19 protein-coding genes are annotated in these 18407 nt (G+C 68.3%); 12 read left to right on the forward strand and 7 right to left on the reverse strand.

Translation table 11 applies throughout. From position 1 onward, the window contains the following. Nucleotides 1–106: 106 nt before the first annotated feature. Nucleotides 107–1216 carry a 4-hydroxyphenylpyruvate dioxygenase gene (gene hppD / locus ACQP2T_RS08140; RefSeq protein WP_433515568.1) on the reverse strand — a complete coding sequence of 370 codons (1110 nt, stop codon included), beginning with the start codon at nucleotides 1214–1216 and terminating at the stop codon, nucleotides 107–109. Nucleotides 1217–1319: 103 nt separating this feature from the next. Between hppD and ACQP2T_RS08145 the strand changes: the two genes are divergently transcribed. Both ACQP2T_RS08145 and ACQP2T_RS08150 read left to right on the forward strand, forming a co-directional pair. Further along, nucleotides 1320–1799: an Lrp/AsnC family transcriptional regulator gene (locus ACQP2T_RS08145; protein ID WP_433515569.1), complete on the forward strand. Its 480-nt coding sequence runs from the start codon at nucleotides 1320–1322 to the stop codon at nucleotides 1797–1799. A 126-nt stretch (nucleotides 1800–1925) separates the two neighbouring features. Further along, nucleotides 1926–4043 carry a transglycosylase domain-containing protein gene (locus ACQP2T_RS08150; RefSeq protein ID WP_433515570.1) on the forward strand — a complete coding sequence of 706 codons (2118 nt, stop codon included), beginning with the start codon at nucleotides 1926–1928 and terminating at the stop codon, nucleotides 4041–4043. Nucleotides 4044–4079: 36 nt separating this feature from the next. Here ACQP2T_RS08150 and ACQP2T_RS08155 read toward each other — a convergent pair whose 3' ends face one another. The 3 genes from ACQP2T_RS08155 to ACQP2T_RS08165 form a co-directional block, all read right to left on the reverse strand. After that, entirely contained in the window at nucleotides 4080–6050 is a 1971-nt protein-coding gene (locus ACQP2T_RS08155; RefSeq protein WP_433515571.1) for a thioredoxin domain-containing protein, read from the reverse strand. A gap of 108 nt (nucleotides 6051–6158) precedes the next feature. Further along, the gene (locus tag ACQP2T_RS08160; protein ID WP_433515572.1) at nucleotides 6159–6335 is read right to left on the reverse strand and encodes a hypothetical protein; all 177 of its coding nucleotides are present in this window, start codon (nucleotides 6333–6335) and stop codon (nucleotides 6159–6161) included. Further along, nucleotides 6332–6616 carry a hypothetical protein gene (locus ACQP2T_RS08165; RefSeq protein ID WP_433515573.1) on the reverse strand — a complete coding sequence of 95 codons (285 nt, stop codon included), beginning with the start codon at nucleotides 6614–6616 and terminating at the stop codon, nucleotides 6332–6334. The genes ACQP2T_RS08160 and ACQP2T_RS08165 overlap by 4 nt, the downstream gene beginning before the upstream one ends. Nucleotides 6617–6779: 163 nt before the next feature. Here ACQP2T_RS08165 and ACQP2T_RS08170 point away from each other — a divergent pair, with 163 nt between their 5' ends. Continuing rightward, nucleotides 6780–7931, forward strand: coding sequence for a hypothetical protein (locus tag ACQP2T_RS08170; protein WP_433515574.1), 1152 nt, complete (start codon nucleotides 6780–6782; stop codon nucleotides 7929–7931). A gap of 9 nt (nucleotides 7932–7940) precedes the next feature. Here the strand turns inward: ACQP2T_RS08170 and ACQP2T_RS08175 are convergent, their stop codons facing one another. From ACQP2T_RS08175 to mca, 3 genes are all read right to left on the reverse strand, one after another. Then, nucleotides 7941–8234, reverse strand: coding sequence for a GNAT family N-acetyltransferase (locus tag ACQP2T_RS08175; protein WP_433515575.1), 294 nt, complete (start codon nucleotides 8232–8234; stop codon nucleotides 7941–7943). Next, complete coding sequence (locus ACQP2T_RS08180) at nucleotides 8235–8399, reverse strand: hypothetical protein (RefSeq protein WP_358448767.1); 165 nt, start codon at nucleotides 8397–8399, stop codon at nucleotides 8235–8237. Between the two features lie 64 nt (nucleotides 8400–8463). Further along, nucleotides 8464–9348 (reverse strand): mycothiol conjugate amidase Mca, encoded by an 885-nt coding sequence (gene mca, locus ACQP2T_RS08185; protein WP_433515576.1) that lies wholly within the window; start codon nucleotides 9346–9348, stop codon nucleotides 8464–8466. 134 nt (nucleotides 9349–9482) lie between these two features. On the opposite strand from mca, the gene ACQP2T_RS08190 reads away from it, so the two are divergent. The 9 genes from ACQP2T_RS08190 (at nucleotide 9483) to ACQP2T_RS08230 (ending at nucleotide 18399) form a co-directional block, all read left to right on the forward strand. After that, entirely contained in the window at nucleotides 9483–9905 is a 423-nt protein-coding gene (locus tag ACQP2T_RS08190; RefSeq protein WP_433515577.1) for a DUF4307 domain-containing protein, read from the forward strand. Nucleotides 9906–10010: 105 nt separating this feature from the next. Beyond that, nucleotides 10011–10511 (forward strand): transcription elongation factor GreA, encoded by a 501-nt coding sequence (gene greA, locus ACQP2T_RS08195; protein WP_225296428.1) that lies wholly within the window; start codon nucleotides 10011–10013, stop codon nucleotides 10509–10511. 137 nt (nucleotides 10512–10648) lie between these two features. Next, nucleotides 10649–11779, forward strand: coding sequence for a C40 family peptidase (locus tag ACQP2T_RS08200; RefSeq protein WP_433515578.1), 1131 nt, complete (start codon nucleotides 10649–10651; stop codon nucleotides 11777–11779). Nucleotides 11780–11848: 69 nt separating this feature from the next. After that, nucleotides 11849–12370, forward strand: a complete 522-nt coding sequence (locus ACQP2T_RS08205; protein WP_433515579.1) for a hypothetical protein — start codon at nucleotides 11849–11851, stop codon at nucleotides 12368–12370. A 250-nt stretch (nucleotides 12371–12620) separates the two neighbouring features. Beyond that, nucleotides 12621–14414, forward strand: a complete 1794-nt coding sequence (locus tag ACQP2T_RS08210; protein WP_433515580.1) for a phosphoenolpyruvate carboxykinase (GTP) — start codon at nucleotides 12621–12623, stop codon at nucleotides 14412–14414. Between the two features lie 245 nt (nucleotides 14415–14659). After that, nucleotides 14660–15493: an amidohydrolase family protein gene (locus ACQP2T_RS08215; RefSeq protein ID WP_433515581.1), complete on the forward strand. Its 834-nt coding sequence runs from the start codon at nucleotides 14660–14662 to the stop codon at nucleotides 15491–15493. 19 nt (nucleotides 15494–15512) lie between these two features. Beyond that, complete coding sequence (locus tag ACQP2T_RS08220) at nucleotides 15513–16028, forward strand: hypothetical protein (protein ID WP_433515582.1); 516 nt, start codon at nucleotides 15513–15515, stop codon at nucleotides 16026–16028. 82 nt (nucleotides 16029–16110) lie between these two features. Then, complete coding sequence (locus ACQP2T_RS08225; RefSeq protein ID WP_214639665.1) at nucleotides 16111–16872, forward strand: isoprenyl transferase; 762 nt, start codon at nucleotides 16111–16113, stop codon at nucleotides 16870–16872. A 297-nt stretch (nucleotides 16873–17169) separates the two neighbouring features. After that, nucleotides 17170–18399, forward strand: coding sequence for a PhoH family protein (locus ACQP2T_RS08230; RefSeq protein WP_433519736.1), 1230 nt, complete (start codon nucleotides 17170–17172; stop codon nucleotides 18397–18399). Nucleotides 18400–18407 lie beyond the last annotated feature (8 nt).

An 18407-nucleotide genomic window follows, 5' to 3' on the forward strand; every position in this document is an offset into this window, starting at 1 on the left:
GCATTGACCACGACCGTCTTCGCGGCTTTGGCATGCGGAGCCTGCTGGCGCGCGTCGAACAGAATCCAGCCTAGGTCGAGCCGACCGCCCACGCAGTACGCGCGATCTAAAGGTTGCCCCGCCGCTCCTGCTCGCGCTCGATGGCCTCGAACAGTGCCTTGAAGTTGCCCTTGCCGAACCCGAGCGAGCCGTGCCGCTCGATGAGCTCGAAGAAGACCGTGGGCCGGTCCTGCACCGGCTTGGTGAAGATTTGCAAAAGGTAGCCGTCCTCGTCGCGGTCGACCAGGATCTTGCGCTTCTTCAGCTCCTCGATCGGCGCCCTGACCCGCCCGATGCGCGAGCGCAGTTCGGGGTCGTCGTAGTAGGAGTCGGGGGTGTCCAGGAAGCTCACCCCGGCCGCGCGCATGTGGTCGACCGTGGTCAGGATGTCGTTGGTGGCCAGCGCGACGTGCTGTACGCCCGGCCCGCGGTAGTACTCCAGATATTCGTCGATCTGCGATTTCTTGCGGCTCACGGCCGGCTCGTTCAGCGGGAACTTGACCTTGCGGCTCCCGTCGGCCACGACCTTGGACATCAACGCCGAGTACTCGGTGGCGATGTCGTCGCCGACGAACTCCGCCATGTTGGTGAAGCCCATCACGTGCTTGTAGAACTCCACCCACTCGTCCATCCGGCCCAGCTCGACGTTGCCCACGCAGTGGTCGATGGCCTGGAACAGCCGTCCGGACCTGGTCGTGGGCGGGGCGACGAGCGGCTCGGCGGGCACGTAGCCGGGCAGGTAGGCGCCGCTGTAGTTGGCCCTGTCGACGAGCGTGTGCCGCGTCTCGCCGTAGGTGGCGATCGCCGCGAGCACCACCTTGCCCCGTTCGTCCTCCAATGTGTACGGCTCCGCCAGCCCGCGGGCCCCCTGCTCCACGGCGTGCCGATAGGCGGCCTCCACGTCCGGCACCTCGATGGCCAGGTCGATCACCCCGTCACCGTGCTCGGCGACGTGCCTGGCCAGGTCGGTCCCCGGCCGGATCGGGGCCCTGAACTCGAACCTGGCGCTCCCCGAGGTCAGGACATAGGCCGCCTCGTCGCGGCTGCCGTTCTCCGGCCCGCGATAGGCCACCAGCCGCATGCCGAACGCGGTCGAGTAATAGTGAGCCGCCTGCCTGGCGTTGCCCACGGCGAACACCACGGCGTGCATCCCGTTAACCGGAAAGACATCAGTCATAGCATCAATACTTGGATTCCCTGGACGAGTTGAGCAACAGTTACTTTTTTGACTAGACAATATGTACGCCCTGTCCCGGCGTAGAGCAGGAGATCTGTACACCATGACGATCGACCAACTGGACGCCCGGCTGATCGCCCTCCTGGCCGCCGAGCCGCGATTGGGCGTGCTGGAGTGCTCGCGCCGGCTGAGCGTGGCCCGCGGCACCGTGCAGGCCCGGCTCGACCGGCTGATCGCCAGGGGAGTGATCACCGGGTTCGGGCCCGACATCTCGCCGGTGGCGCTCGGCTACGACGTCACCGCGTTCGTGACGATGGAGATCAGGCAGGTCGCCGGGCACGATCCGGTGGCGCACCGGCTCGCCCACATCCCCGAGGTGCTGGAGGTCCACACGATCACCGGCGGCAGCGACCTGCTCTGCCGGGTGGTGGCGCGGACGAACGCCGATCTGCAGCGGGTGATCGACCAGATCGTCGAAGTTCAGGGTGTTCTCAGGACTTCTTCGATCATCGCCCTCGACACACCTGTTCCCTACCGCGTTTTGCCATTGGTGGCGAATGTTCCCCAGCGCGAAACTCGCTAGACGTACTATCGCCGCAGGGGACGAGGCACCGTTGTCGATCGCTTAACCTTGACATTCGCCCAGCTGACGGGGGTATGGCGAGACGCGATCGGGGGGTTGTGGGTGCGGATCGGTGGTGAAAAAGGCATGCGAAAGCGGCGAATCCTTAAACGGCTGTTGATCGTTTTCGGCGCCGGGATCCTCTTGGCCATAGGGCTTTTCGCCGTCGCGTGGGCGATGACCCCGATCCCCGACAGCACCCAGAAGGACGCCACGGCCCAGGGGTCGGTGATCTACTACCGCGACGGCAAGAGTGTGCTCGCCAAGAAGGGCATCGACCGCAGGAACGTTCCGCTGGACAAGGTTCCCCAGCACGTACGTGACGCGGTGATAGCAGCCGAGAACCGCTCCTTCTACCAAGACGGCGGCGTCTCGGTCAAAGGCACCGCGCGAGCCGTGTGGTCCACCATCTCCGGGCAGCAACTCCAGGGCGGGTCGACGATCACCCAGCAGCTGGTCCGCAACTACTACAGCGGGCTCAGCCAGGAACGATCCATCACCCGCAAGTTCAAGGAGATCATGATCTCCATCAAGGTCGACCAGTCCAAGTCCAAGGACTGGGTCCTTGAGCAGTACCTCAACACGATCTACTTCGGCCGCGGCGCCAACGGCGCCCAGGCGGCCGCGCAGGCGTACTTCGGCAAGGACGTCGGCAAGCTGAGCGTGGCCGAGGGCGCCTACCTGGCCGCGGTGATCCAGCAGCCCAGCCGCTTCGCCGACCCCAAGGGCGCCGACCTCGATGCCGCCGAGGCCCGCTGGCAGGCCGTGATCGACGCCATGCGGCAGACGGGCAAGCTCACCGCCGAGCAGGCCGCCGCCCAGACGTTCCCGGTGCTCAAGGCGCCGAAGAAGCCGTTCGAGCTCAAGGGCCAGGCCCAGTACATGCTCGACCAGGTCACCGCCGAGCTCAACCGGCGCGGCTACACCGACGAGGACATCAACGGCGGCGGGCTGAGGGTCGTCACGACATTCGACAAGAAGCTCATGCTCGCGGCCGAGAACGCGATCAAGACCGTGCTGCCCGAGGGGACGCCGAAGAAGGTGCGCACCGGGCTGGCGGCCGTCGATCCGGCCACCGGCGAGGTCGTCGCCTTCTACGGAGGGCGCCCCGACCGCTCCGAGTACGACAACGCCTTCTCTGCCAAGGTGATGGCCGGCTCCACGTTCAAGCCCTACACGCTGGCCGCCGCGCTCAACAACGGCTTCGACCTGTCCACCAGGGTCAACGGCAACTCGCCGATGCGCGTGGCCTCGGCCAGCAAGCCCATCCCCAACGACAGCGACCGCTCCTACGGCGAGATCAACCTGATCAGCGCCACCCAGAACTCCGTCAACACCGCCTTCGTCGACCTCGGCCAGAAGGTCGGCCTCGACAAGGTGGCCGCCACCGCAGTCGCGGCGGGCATCCCGGAGACGCAGCTCAAGCAGCACGAATCGGCCGCCACGTTCCCGCTCGGCGTCGCCTCGCTGAGCGCCGTGCAGAACGCCTCCGGCTTCTCCTCCTTCGCCAACGGCGGCGTCCATATGGAGGCGCACGTCGTGAAGTCGGTGACCGCCCCCGACAGCAAGAAGAACGTGATCAAGGGCGCGTCCACCCAGGTGGTCAGCGAGCAGGCCGCCGCCGACACCACGTACGCGATGCAGCAGGTCGTCAAGTACGGCACCGGCACCGCGGCCAGGCTGTACGACCGTCCGGTGGCCGGCAAGACGGGCACCACGGACAACTCCCAGGCGGTCTGGTTCAACGGCTTCACGCCGCAACTGGCCGTCGCCGTCGACATGTTCCGCGAGGACAACAAGCCGGTGGAGATCCCCGGCTACGGGGTGCAGTTCGGTGGTCAGCTGCCCGCCCAGGTCTGGCGGGCCTTCATGACCGAGGCCATGGCGGGCAAGCCGGTCATCGAGTTCCCCGAGCCGTCCGACTACGGGTACGGCGACGACTGGGGCCGTCCCGACCCGCGCCAGGACATGCCGCAGGAACCGCAGCACACCCAGGAACCCGACCCGTGGACCTCGCCCACCCCTGAGGCCACCGAGCAGCCGAGCACGGAGCAGCCCACCACGCAGGGCCCCGACACGCAGCAGGATCCGCCCCAGCAGAACGACACCGGAGGCCCGCCCACCGGTCAGCCGGACGTCCCCACGACCGGACCCGACGAGAACAACGGCCGGTGGAGCGACACCGGCCGGTCACCAGTCGGCTAGGGCTCGCCCAAGCCGATCGTCGGTCGGCTTGGGCGGTTACCCGTCGGCTAGCTCGGCCCGCAGCTCCTCTGGGGTGGTGACGGGCATCCGGCAGGTGAAGCCCCGGCACACGTACGCGGCGGGTGCGCCGCCGACCGGTCCGCGGCCTTCCAGCAGCTCGGGCCCGCCCAGCGGCACGCCTTCGCCGTCGCCCAGCGCGACCACCAGACCGGGAACGTCGGCCAGCAGCGCCTCGCGGTGCAGCGCCCGCGTACGTGGGTCGTCCATCGGCCCGACGACCGCCACCTCGACGGGGCCACTGAGCGCCGCCCGCGCCACAGCCAGCCCCCAGCCGGCGAACCGCGCGTGCCCGGTGGCCAGCACGGACACCGTGCCCAGCGCCGCGTAGGCGGCCTCACGGTGCCGTGTGGACCCCGTCAGTGCCGAGTAGGACAGCAGCGCCCCGGCGGCGGCGTACTGTCCCGACGGGGTCGCGTTGTCGGTGGGATCCTGCGGCCGCTGGAACAGCCGCTCCGCGTCGTCGGCCGTGTCGTAGAACCCGCCCTCGCCGTCCCCGAACCGGTCGAGCACGGTGTCGAGCAGCGAGCCCGCCAGCCGGTGCCAGCGCGTCTCCCCGGTCACGCCGTAGAGGGCGATCAGCCCCTCGGCCAGATTCGCGTAGTCCTCCAGGACCCCGGCGTTGCGGCCCGCCCGCCCGTCGCGCGAGGTCCGCAGCAGTCTGCCGCCGTCCATGTGCACGTCTTCGAGCAGCTCCGCCGCCTGCCGGGCGGCCGCCACCAGGTCCGGCCGGTCGAACACCGTGCCGGTCTCCGCCAGGGCGGCGATGGCCAGGCCGTTCCACGAGGCCACGACCTTGTCGTCACGACCCGGCCGGACCCGCAGCTCCCTGGCGGCGAGCAACCGCGCCCGTACGTCGTCGAACCGCGTCGCGTCATCCGCGCCAGGCTCGGTGAGCAGCTGCAGCACCGACGTGCCGTGCTCGAACGTCCCGTGCGCCTCGAAGAGCCGCGTGGCCCAGTCCCCGTCGTCCTCGCCGAGCACCTCACGCAGTTGCTCCGGCGTCCAGACGTAGAACCGGCCCTCCTCGCCCTCACTGTCGGCGTCGAGCGCCGAGGCGAACCCGCCCTCGGCGGTACGCAGCTCACGCAGCAGCCACTCGGCCGTCTCCAGCGCCACCCGCCGGGCGAGGGGCGCCCGGCTCGCCTTCCACCAGTGCGTGTAGACCCGCAGCAGCAGCGCGTTGTCGTACAGCATCTTCTCGAAGTGCGGCACCACCCAGCCCGCGTCTACGCTGTAGCGCGCGAAACCGCCGCCGAGCTGGTCGTACATCCCGCCGCGCGCCATCGACTCCAGCGTGCGGCCGCTCATCTCGGTCTCGCCGGAGCGCAGCAGGAACTCCAGCACCATCGACGGCGGGAACTTGGGCGCCCCGCCGAACCCGCCGCGGACCTTGTCGAACGACTCCCGCAGATTCCGTACGGCCAGCGCCAGCGTCTCCTCGCCGGGCAGCGGCCCGGTGGGCAGCGTCGTGTGCGCGTTGAGCGCCTCGACCACCTTCGACCCCTGCTCGGTCACGCTCGCCCGGTCACCGGCCCACGCGTCGCGCACACCACGCAGCAGCCGCTGGAACTGGAGCCGCGGGAAGTAGGTGCCGCAGTAGAACGGATGGCCCTCGGGCGTGGCGAACACCGTCATCGGCCAGCCGCCCTGGTGGATCATGGCCTGGGTGGCGCTCATGTAGACGGCGTCGACGTCGGGCCGCTCCTCGCGGTCCACTTTGACGTTGACGAAGTGCTCGTTCATCAGCCGCGCGGTGTCGGCGTCCTCGAAACTCTCGTGCGCCATCACGTGACACCAGTGGCACGCGGAGTAGCCCACGCTGATCAGCAGAGGTACGTCCCGCCTGCTCGCCTCTCGCATCGCCTCCTCCCCCCATGGCCACCAGTCAACGGGGTTGCCGGCGTGCTGTAGGAGGTAGGGGGAGGTTTCGCCACCCAACCGGTTCATAGCTTCATCCTGTCAGAACAGGACAATGCGAGTCAGGATGACCTGCTGGTCCTTCCGACTGACGCGATACTCGGCGATGCCGTGACCACGGGGGATGAGGATCTCTCGTCAGTCGGGATCGGGTCCGACCTGCTCGCTGCCCGACAAGCAGGGATCTTCGCAGATCGCGACTGTGAGAGCTGCCACGGCTGAGAACACGTCGGCTGAGACCGCTGGGTCAGCGAGAGTCTCGGCCACGATCTCGGAGGGGACGACCGGCCACAGGTCGTCATCGTCCTCGTTCACTGAGTCGCGTGCTCCTGCCGTCGGCGGGTGATCTCCTCCATGGAGGTGGTCGACAAGCTACCGTTTTCGGCCGCGGATCGGATCCAGTCGCGGTCGGGATCGGTATCGAGCATCGCGCGACCCCACCATGCGTTCAGGACACCGTCCAACTCGGGGCCCTGCTGGGCCTCTAGTAGTTCGGCGAAAAACTGAGCTCTCCGTGCACCTCGGAGCGCGTTGGAGATGCCGCCGATAGTCTTCGGCACTCTGGTCTGCCGCTGATGGATGGGCTGAGCACTCATCTCTACCGCCTTCCTCACACCAGAGAATAGGACCAGTTCTTTGATGGGGTCCGGGCATCACCTGGCACCAGTTGGCCCGCAGAGTAGCCACGACCACGCCCGGCCGGCACCGGGTCGGTGGCAACGCGTGTGGTGGGGACGGCGGGGGCGTAGGTTACGGAGCGTGGATCTGGACTTCGTGTGCACGCATGCCGGCCGCCCCGCCGCCGCCCTCACCCGCAGGGACGTGGCCCGCGCTCTGCTCGCCGTGCCCTCCGGGGTGGCGCTGGTGGCGCTGCCCGACCTGCGGCGCGCGTTGATGGCCGCGGGCAACCCGCTCTCCCTGGCGTTCTGGGAGTCGGCCAGGGCGACGCTCGGCGCGATCGAGTCGGGTGTCGCCACGGTCGGCGACGTGCAGCGCTGGGTCGAGTCGACCGGCACCGAGCCCATGCTGATGACGCCCGGTTACTTCGTCTGGCCGGAGGAGGACGAGCGCGGGCCGGTGGCCGAGGAGATGTTCTCGCTGCTCGTGCGGTATCTGGAGGAACGCGTCAGCGCGGGGGAGATCGATCCCGACGCGCTGGTCGCCGGTGACTCGGGGGCCCGCAGGACGTACGAGGAGCTTCAGGAGCGCTGGCTGAGCGAGCCGCAGCCCGACGGCCGGGTGCCCGGGTTCGCGGTCAGTGACGAGCAGGACGAGGAGCTGTTCGCCGCCTGGGACGAGGAGGAGGCGTTCGCGCTGGCCGAGCTGCGGCGGATCGTCGGCGAGCTGCCCAAGCCGCCCGAGTTGCCCGCCGAGGAGCTGCGGCGGGCCGGGGCGCTGCTGCGTGAGCTGGTCGGCCTGCCCGGCTACCCGGCGAACGTGCTGCGGGCCTGCGCCGGGCTCGACGACCGGCCGATGCCCGAGGACGACGGCGAGCTCTGGCTGTCGGTGGCGGCCGGCATCGCCGGGCCCATCTCCGATCTGTCGGAGGCCGGCGACAGCCTGGAGGAGTTCGCGGACATCGACGGCGACCTCAGCCACGAGGACACCGTGCTGGCCAACCTGTGCGCCATCCAGCACGCCGACTGGCTGGCCGCGGTGGCGGCCCTGACCAGGCTGGGTCCCGGCGTGCTCGCCTCGCCCGAGCGGCTGGCCCGGCTCATCGCCGAGTCGGAGGACATCGACATCGACGACCAGGACGCCGACGACCTCGACGCGACCGAGCGGCTGTTCGTGCCGGTGGTCACCTTGTGGGGCTATCTGGGCATCGTCGACACCGAGGACGTGCTCACCCCGCTGGGCTGGTGGGGCCTGCCCAAGGCGCTCGAACGCGCGTGGTCCCCTAGCGACTGACGCGCCCGGTCACTCAGCGGCTGAGTCGTCGACCAGGTCCTTGTACTGGGGGTGGCGCTCGATGTACTTGACGACGTACGGGCAGAGGGGCACCACCCGCAGGCCGGTGTCCCTGCTCGCGTCGAGCGCGTGCCCGACCAGCTTGCCCGCCAGGCCCTGCCCCTCATGCTCGGGCAGCACCTCGGTGTGCGTGAAAACGATCTTCGTGGGCAGCAGGCGGTAGTCGGCGAACCCGGCGACCTTGCCGTCCACGAAAATCTCGAACCGGCTCTTCGCCACGTTGTCGACTATTTCGACCGGCATCTATTCGGCCTTCTTGTCGTCGATGTCGGCCGCCCGGGGCACCTGGATCTTCGACATCTGCTTGTTCATCGATTTGATCAGGATGTACAGGGCGACCCCGATGAGGGCGACGACGACGAAGCCGAGCAGGCCCGGACTCACATCACCCGCTGCGAGAGTTATCACTCCTCCAGTCTGCCACCGGGGGGTCATGCTCCGGTCAGTGGCAGGCGGGAGGCGTGGATTCGGGTCAGTGGCAGGCGGCGGAGACCTCGTCGGCGTGGATTCCGGCGAACAGATCGTCTTCCGGCAGCTCGGTGTCGACCAGGGAGCGCGCCAGGTGGTAGTCCTCGGTCGGCCAGATCTCCTGCTGGAGCTCGCGCGGGCAGACGAACCAGAAGCCGTCGGGGTCGACCTGGGTGGCGTGCGCGAGCAGCGCCTCGTCGCGCAGCTCGAAGTAGTCGGCGCAGGGCACCCGGGTCGTCACCGGCCACTTGGCGGGCCGGTCCTCCCAGCGGGAGATCCAGTCGGAGTAGGGGGAGCCCATGCCGCGCGAGGTCATCGCGTCGTGCAGCGCCTCGAACCGCTCCTTGGTGAAGCCCATTTGGTAGTAAAGCTTCAGCGGCTGCCACGGGTCGCCGGTGCCCGGGTAGCGGTCGGGGTCGCCGGCCGCCTCGAACGCCTCCACCGAGACCCGGTTGGTCATGATGTGGTCGGGGTGCGGGTAGCCACCGTCGTCGTCGTACGTGACGATGACGTGCGGCCTGAACGCGCGCACGGCGGCGACAAGGGGCGCGGAGGCGTCTTCGAGCTTCTGCACCGCGAAGCAGCCCTCGGGCAGCTCCTCATCCTCGTTCTCCGGCAGGCCGGAGTCGACGAAGCCCATGAACTCCTGCTGAACTCCAAGAATCTCCCGCGCGCGGGCCATTTCCGCTTTGCGGACCTCGCCGATGTTGTCGACGATCTCCGGCCGGTCCATCTTGGGGTTGAGCACAGAGCCTCGCTCACCGCCCGTGAGCGTACAGACCAGCACGTCAACGCCTTCACGGACGTAGCGCGCCATCGTGGCGGCGCCCTTGCTCGACTCGTCGTCGGGGTGGGCATGGACGGCCATCAGCCTCAACGGTGCACTCACGGGCTCGATGTCTCCTCAGTTGGACCGATCACTTGCCCAGAGAGGTTAGGTTCAGCTGGGCGGTCGCGAGGGCGTGACCCCCGCAGGGAACAATTGTCTCGGATAACGCTGAGGGAGTGCAGGGAGATTCCGCCATGGCCACCGAAGATGTCGAGAGCCGTCCAGTTCTCGGCACACCCGACGACTTCCCCGATCGTCCTGAGCGCCGGGGCCGCTTCGTCGTGCACGTCGTCATCGGCGTGCTGGTGGCCATCATCGCAGGTGGCTGGGGCTACGTGATGTGGTCGATGACCGGCGGCAACACCGGGGCCATCCCCCAGGTGGTGTCGTTCCAGGCCAATCGCCCCGACGAGGCCGAGATCACCTTCGAGGTGAGCAAGCCGACCGACCGGGTCGCCGTATGCCGTATCAGGGCCACAGATGTCAACCACGCAGAAGTGGGCAGCAGGGAAGTAAGAATTCCGGCTGGTGGGGGTAGTAAGCAGCTCAAGGAGCGCCTGGACACGAGTGCCCAGGCCACGTCCGTCCACATCCAGTACTGCAATCTCGTAGAATGAGACGTTTGAGGAAGCGTACGAGCTGTTGAGTTGTTAGCCTTTCGCAATTCAACCGCACGCAACCTCAAGTGATCTCAGGGCCCCCTAGGCAAGCAAGGAGAACCCGTGGCCGACTCTCGCGATGAGAACGTCACATGGCTGACGCAGGAGGCGTACGACCGTCTCAAGGCGGAGTACGAATACCTCTCGGGCCCAGGGCGCGTCGACATCGCCAAGAAGATCGAGGCCGCCCGTGAGGAAGGTGACCTGAAGGAGAACGGCGGCTATCACGCGGCCAAGGATGAGCAGGGCAAGATGGAGGCCCGCATCTTCCACCTCCGGCAGATCATCGACAACGCCCAGGTGGGAGAGGCACCGAAGACCGAAGGGGTCGTCGGCCCCGGCATGACCGTGACGATCCGGTTCGTCCGTGACGACGACGAGGTGACCTTCCTGCTGGCGTCCCGTGAGGAGAGCGGCGCCCCGATCGACGTGTACTCGCCGAAATCGCCCCTTGGTGCGGCGATCAATGGTAAGAAGATCGGCGAAAAGGCGACCTACTCCATGCCCAACGGTCGCCAGAACACCGTCGAGATCCTCGAGGCCGTTCCGTACATCGGCAACTGACTTCCGAAGACACGACCCGCCGGGCCCACGATGGTCCGGCGGATTTTTCGCGTTCCTCCGGTATCCGGCAGGATCTCAGCTTCCTGGTCCGCTCCAGGAAGCGGCGTGACCACCACAAACTGGTCCCGTTCATCGTGGTGTCGCTCGTCGCGGTGCTGACCGCCGACCTGCTGCTGCTCGCGCAGGTGGGCCAGCGGCAGGCGGTCGGGCAGCTGCCCGCGGCCGCCGTACGGCCGCAGCACCGCCCCGCGCCCCAGCAGACCCTGGCGGCCGAGGCCGGCAAGACCGCGCAGCCGGTGAAGCCGCTCGGCCAATTACACAAGCCCAACCTCTTCGTGGTCACCCGTAAGCCGCTGACCAACGAACTGCTGCGCAAGGTGGCGCGGCTGCGCGGGGTGACCGCGCTCGAACTCGCCGACGCGGCCTCGATCATGCTCGACGACAAGCGGGTGCAGACGCTCGCGGTCGATCCCTCGACCTTCCGCGCCTACACACCCAAGGTCACGGCGGCCTCCGACGCGCTGTGGAACAACGTGGCGGCCGGCGACGTGGCGGTCTCGTTCGTGCTCGGCAGCGACGGGGGCCTCAGCCTGCACAGCCGGGTGCGCGGCCCCGCCGGGCCGCTGCGCATCGGGGCCTACGCCACGACCGGCTTCGGTGCGGTCGACGCCGTCGTCTCCCGGGAGGTCGGACGTACGCTCGGCCTGCCGCGCGACAACGCGCTGATCGTGAGCGCGCCCAAGGCCAACTCCGACAAGCTGCGCAAGGCCCTGCTCAAGGTGCTGCCCAAGGGCACGCAGACGGCCATGGTCAACCCGGTGCTGCCCCCCGCGCAGGCCAAGGTCCGCACCTGGGCGGCCGGCTCGTTCATGAGCGGCGAGCAGATCACCGTCGCGCTCAGGGCCGCCGCCACCAAACTGGGCAGGCCGTACGTGTGGGGCGCGGAAGGCCCCGACACCTTCGACTGCTCGGGCCTGGTCCAGTGGGCCTTCGCGCAGGCGGGCGTACGCATGCCGCGCGTGACGCACCAGCAATGGATGGCCGGGCCGCAGGTGCCGCTCGCGCAGATCCAGCCGGGTGACCTGATCTTCTGGCGCCTGGACCCGACCAATCCCGGCTACATCTCGCACGTGGCGATCTACTGGGGCGACGGCAAGATGGTGGTGGCCCCGCGCACCGGCGACGTGGTCAAGATCGCCCCGATGAGCACCCGGGGCCTGGCCGGAATCGTCAGGGTCAGCCCGACGATCGCGGCGCGCGTTCGCTGACGGCTTCATCGCGAAAGAGACGCTCCTTCGACGCGTGCTTTTTCTCCGCAACCGTGTAATTCTAATTACATGGCAAGTGAGGAAGCAGCGGCCCAGATCAAGGGCTGGTTCACCGGGCGGTTGCCCGAGGAATGGTTCACCGAGGCGCCGGAGATCGTCCGGGACCGCGAGGAGATCGCGGTGCTCGGCACACTGCCGGAGCCCAGCTCCGAGGGATCGGACGCCGAGCAGGCGGCCCTGATCGAGGGGCTCATCGGACGGTTCAGGGAAGAGACGCGCGAGCGCCGCATCGAGATCGCCAAGGAGGCCGAGCGGCGGTTCCGGCAGAAGGTGTCCTGGGGGGTCGTCTGCGGCGACACCACTGTGATGTTCACCACTCTTTCGGTGCCCGTCATGACACGCCTGCGACAGCAGGAACGCCAGGTGCTCGACACGCTCGTCGCCGCGGGCGTGGCCCGCAGCCGCAGCGACGCGCTGGCCTGGTGCGTACGACTGGTCGGAAAGAACACCGACACCTGGCTGTCCGAACTGCGAGACGCGCTGCAACACGTCGACCGAGTTCGCTCCGCCGGGCCGGACGTCAATTCCTGAGAGTACGCAGGAGAAACTCTCCGGCGAATGGACTAAACCTCTCGCGAAATTGGTTTAGACCAACTTCATTCGCCGGACGGTGAGCGAGTCGATTTCTTTTGAAACCGCTTCTTCGGGGTAGGCTCCCCCAATCATCGAGGCCGCAGCCTGCGGCGACGGCCGGATCCGGGCATAGGTCTATGCCAATTGGCTTTTTCGCGCCGTCGTCGTGAATGATGTTTGGGCCCTGAAGAGTGGAGGAGCCGCCGCCGTGTCCGTTTCCGTGGAAGTACCCGCCCCGACGAGCAATGCCGAATTGGTCGCCTGGGTGAACCAGATCGCCGCATTGACCCAGCCCGACCGGATCGAGTGGTGCGATGGCTCGGAGGAGGAGTGGACGCGCCTGACCAACCTGCTCGTCGAGCAGGGCACGTTCACGCGCCTGGCCAAGCGGCCCAACAGTTTCTACGCCAAGTCCGACCCGACCGACGTGGCCCGGGTCGAGGACCGCACGTTCATCTGCTCCGAGCGCGAGGAGGACGCCGGGCCGACGAACAACTGGGTCGCGCCCGCCGAGATGCGCCGGACGTTCGGCGAGCTGTTCGCCGGCAGCATGCGCGGCCGGACCATGTACGTCGTGCCGTTCTGCATGGGCCCGCTGGGCGGGGAGATCTCCCAGCTCGGCGTCGAGATCACCGACTCGCCGTACGTGGCCGTCTCCATGCGGGTCATGACCCGGATGGGGGAGCGGGCGCTGCGCCTGATCGAGGAGCGCGGCGAGTTCGTCAAGGCCGTCCACTCCGTCGGCGCCCCGCTGGCCGACGGCCAGGACGACGTGCCGTGGCCGTGCAGCTCGACCAAGTACATCAGCCACTTCCCGGAGAGCCGCGAGATCTGGTCCTACGGCTCCGGCTACGGCGGCAACGCGCTGCTCGGCAAGAAGTGCTACGCCCTGCGCATCGCCAGCGTCATGGCCCGCGACGAGGGCTGGCTGGCCGAGCACATGCTCATCCTCAAGCTGACCCCGCCCTCGGGCGAGACCCGCTACATCGCGGCCGCGTTCCCGAGCGCCTGCGGCAAGACCAACCTCGCCATGCTCCAGCCGACGATCCCCGGCTGGAAGGTCGAGACGGTCGGTGACGACATCGCCTGGATGCGGTTCGGCGACGACGGCCGCCTCCACGCCATCAACCCCGAGGCCGGCTTCTTCGGCGTCGCGCCCGGCACCGGCGAGGTCACCAACGCCAACGCGGTCAAGACGCTCTGGGGCAACAGCATCTTCACCAACGTCGCGCTGACCGACGACGGGGACGTGTGGTGGGAGGGGCTCACCGCCGAGCCGCCCGCACACCTGACCGACTGGAAGGGCCGCTCCTGGACGCCGGAGTCCGACGAGCCCGCCGCCCATCCGAACGCGCGCTTCACCACCCCCGCCGCGCAGTGCCCGACCATCGCCCCCGAATGGCAGGACCCCAAGGGCGTGCCCATCTCGGCGATCCTGTTCGGCGGCCGCCGCGCCACCGCGGTGCCGCTGGTCACCGAGTCGCTGAGCTGGGAGCACGGCGTCTTCCTCGGAGCCAACGTCGCCTCCGAGAAGACCGCCGCCGCCGAGGGCAAGGTCGGTGAGCTGCGCCACGACCCGTTCGCGATGCTGCCGTTCTGCGGCTACAACATGGGTGACTACTTCGCCCACTGGCTGGAGATCGGCCGCCGCGAGAACGCCAGGCTGCCGCGCATCTACTACGTGAACTGGTTCCGCAAGAACGCCGACGGCAAGTTCATCTGGCCCGGCTTCGGCGAGAACAGCCGCGTGCTCAAGTGGATCGTGGACCGGCTCAATGGCGAGGCCGAGGCCGTGTCCAGCCCGATCGGCCTGCTGCCGGACGCGCTCGACGTCGAGGGCCTCGACCTGGCGGAAGAGGACCTGCGTACGCTGCTCACGGTCGATCGCGAGGTGTGGCGGGAGGAGGCGGCGCTGATCCCGGCCCACTTCGACAAGTTCGGCTCGCACCTGCCCAAGGAGCTGTGGGAGGAGTACAACGCCCTCCTCGACCGGCTGAGCTGACCCACCGGCACCGACCGGCAGCCACCGGAACCAAACCGGCACCGACCGCGCCGGCCGTCATCGCGACGGGCGGCGCGGTCGCGCGTCAGGGCGGGGCGGGGTGGAGTGGTCGCCCGTCAGGGCGGGGCGGGGTGGAGTGGTCGCCCGTCAGGGCGGCCGAGGCGGTCAGCCGCGCGCGTCAGGCTGGGCGCCCGGGTGGCTGGTGCCTCTTGATCTGATATATCCAGACATCCTAGGTTTGCCGGGTGATAGTGGATGCGCACCAGCATTTCTGGAATGTCGAGACCGGCTGGTACACCTGGCTGACCCCCGACCTAGGCCCCCTGCACCGCACCTACGCCCCCGAGGACCTGCGGCCGGAGCTCGCCGCCACCGGCATAGAAGCCACGGTCCTGGTGCAGGCGGCCGACTGCTATGAGGACACCGACGCCATGCTGGCCCAGGCCGAGGCGCACGACTTCATCGCCGCGGTCGTCGGCTGGGTGCCGCTGGAGCGCCCGGAGGAGGCCGCGGCGGCCATCGACCGCTACGGGAGACATCCGAAGTTTGCCGGTGTCCGCCACCTCATCCACGACGAGCCCGACCCCGACTGGGTGGTCCAGGAGCGTGTCCTGGAGTCACTGGGACTGCTGGCCGATGCCGGTCTGACCCTCGACGTGCCGTCGCTGCTGCCCCGCCACCTCGACCACGTGGTCACCCTCGCCGAGCGGCATCCGAACCTGAAGATCGTCATCGACCACCTGTCCAAGCCGCGGATCAAGGACCACGAGTGGGAGCCGTGGGCAGCGCAGCTCACCCGGGCCGCCGCGTGCCCCAACGTGTACGCCAAGGTCTCGGGACTGGTCACCGAGGCGGACCACCAGGAGTGGACCGTGGAGGACCTCAGGCCGTACGTGGAGCACGCGGTGGAGGCGTTCGGACCCGGGCGGCTGATGTACGGCAGCGACTGGCCTGTGGCCCTGCTGGCGGCCGACTACCGGACGGTCTGGGAGGTGGCCACGGCCCTTCTCGGCGGCACCGATCGCGACCAGGTATTCGGTGGTACAGCTGGGTATTTCTACGGGTTTGCCGTGGTTTGACGGGGGATACCCTCTTGACATGGGAGGACTCCGCTGTGTTGACGGCTCATACCTGACCGTCACGCCCGTGGCGTGCACGGACAGCGTCGGCACGCCGTACGAGATCACCCTCGAACTCCGCCGCGACGGCGCGCCGTACGGGATCGTCGGCGAGCGGTGCGGCTGGTTGCTGGAACGGCTGGCGCGCGGCGTCAGCCGGGCACGCGAGGAGCAGGAGCAGGGCGAAGCGGGCAAATGGCCGGATCCTGATGACAGGTTCCCCGGCGACGAAGGCGGGAGCGAGCTGTTCTCGTTCCGATATCGCGCGAGGTCCGGCGCGGTGAACGGCGGGGAGCTACGCTGCCAGCTCAGGACCATCCCCATCTGGCTACCCGCCCAGGGCGAGTGGCGGGTGACCCGCAGGGCCTACGTCGAAGCCTGGGGCTCCAGCGGCGTGGGGATGCGGGCGGTCCTGACATCGTCCGAGTTGGCCACGTTCGTACGCGGTCTGGTCGACGAGGCGGAAGACTGCCTGGGCGGCCGGGATTCCGGTTGAGGGGGCAGGCTGGGGTGAAACGCGGTGATAATTGCCTGTTGGGTCATTCGACCATAGGCACGGCACCGATGGGGAGGACTCCGTGGGCCTGCGCGATCTGGTCTACCGGCTGTACGAGCACCGGCTGGAGACCAAGCTGTCGAAGGACAGCGTCCCCCGGCACGTGGGGGTCATCATCGACGGCAACCGGCGCTGGGCGCGGGCCATGGGCATGCGTGATGTCGCGAGTGGTCACCGCAAGGGTGCCGACAAGATAGCCGAGCTGGTCACCTGGTGCCGCGAGACCGGCGTCGAGGTGGTCACCATCTGGATGCTGTCCAACGACAACCTCAACCGGCCGAGCGAGGAGCTGGAGCCGCTCCTGCGCATCATCGAGGACGTGACGCGGGAGCTGGTGGAGGCGGGCTGGCGGATCAGCCCGGTCGGCGCGCTGGATCTGCTCCCCGACCGGACGGCGAATGTCCTTAAAAACGCAAAAGAAGTCACATCGCACCGTCCCGGCCTGATTGTGAACGTTGCAGTTGGGTATGGAGGAAGGCGTGAGATTGCCGATGCGGTGCGCTCACTCCTCCAGGAGCACGCCAGCAAGGGTGCCAGCATCGAGGACCTCGTCGAGGTACTCGATGTCGAGCACATCGCGGAGCATCTCTACACTCGCGGCCAACCCGACCCGGATCTTCTCATCCGGACCTCAGGCGAGCAACGCCTGTCGGGCTTCATGCTGTGGCAGAGCGCTCACTCAGAGTTCTACTTCCACGAGGCATACTGGCCCGACTTCCGCAGGGTGGACTTCCTGCGGGCGCTGCGCGACTACGCCGCGAGACACCGACGTTACGGTTCCTGACGGGACAACTGGGTATCCAGGACGTAACGTGATAAGTGTCCGGTCACAGGCCGGACACTCCGGAGAGGGCCCGCCTTTGCACCAACACCTGCCGCGGGGGGCCGGAATCCGGCGCCGCCGACAGGTCTTGGTCGGGGACGCGGGTCCGGTCCGGTTCCCACCTCGTCTGCAGGGTGCCCGTTTCGATGGGCGCCCGGGGGAGAACGTGTGGCAGTGTCCTCGAGCAACCCTTCGACCAACCTGGCCAAGCGCACGTACGTGCTGGACACCTCGGTCCTGCTAGCGGACCCGGCGGCCATGACCCGGTTCGCTGAGCACGACGTGGTCCTCCCGATCGTGGTCATCACCGAACTGGAGGGCAAGCGACACCACCCCGAACTCGGCTATTTCGCGAGGAAAGCTTTGCGCTACCTCGACGATCTACGAGTTCAGTACGGCCGGCTGGACGAGCCGATGCCCACGGGAGACGGCACGATCAGGGTTGAGCTCAACCACAGTGATCCATCCATCCTGCCCGTCGGGTTCCGCCTTGGCGACAATGACACCCGCATCCTGACCGTGGCGCGCTCGCTCGCCGCCGAGGGCTGCGATGTCGTGCTGGTCTCCAAGGACCTGCCCATGAGGGTCAAGGCCGCCTCGATCGGCTTGTCCGCGGAGGAATACCGCGCCGAGCTGGTGGTCGAGTCGGGCTGGACCGGGATGGCCGAGGTCCAGGTGACCACGGAAGATGTGGGGACTCTCTTCGAGCACGGCACGGCCGATCTGGAGGAGGCCAGAGACCTGCCGACGCACACGGGCCTCCGGATGCTGTCGGCCAAGGGCTCGGCCCTCGGCCGCGTGCTGCCGGACAAGTCGGTGCGGCTGGTGCGCGGCGACCGGGAGGTGTTCGGCCTGCACGGCCGCTCCGCGGAGCAGCGCATCGCGCTCGACCTGCTGATGGACCCGGAGATCGGGATCGTCTCGCTGGGCGGGCGCGCGGGCACCGGCAAGTCGGCGCTGGCACTGTGCGCGGGCCTGGAGGCCGTGCTGGAGCGCCGCCAGCACCGCAAGGTCGTCGTCTTCCGCCCCCTGTACGCCGTCGGCGGCCAGGAGCTCGGCTACCTGCCCGGCTCCGAGGGCGAGAAGATGGGCCCATGGGCCCAGGCGGTCTTCGACACCCTGGGCGCGGTCAGCTCTCCCGAGGTGATCGAGGAGGTGCTCGACCGCGGCATGCTGGAGGTGCTCCCGCTCACGCACATCCGCGGCCGGTCGCTGCACGACGCGTTCGTGATCGTGGACGAGGCGCAGTCGCTGGAGCGCGGGGTGCTGCTGACCGTGCTGAGCAGGATCGGCGCCAACTCCCGGGTGGTGCTCACCCACGACATCGCCCAGCGTGACAACCTGCGGGTCGGCCGGCACGACGGCGTCGTGGCGGTGGTGGAGAAGCTGAAGGGCCACCCGCTGTTCGCGCACGTCACGCTGACCAGGTCGGAGCGCTCGCCGATCGCCGCACTGGTGACCGAGATGCTGGAGGACATCACGCTGTAGGTCGCTGA

The sequence above is a fragment of the Nonomuraea sp. CA-143628 genome (assembly GCF_050942315.1).
Taxonomy (GTDB): domain Bacteria; phylum Actinomycetota; class Actinomycetes; order Streptosporangiales; family Streptosporangiaceae; genus Nonomuraea.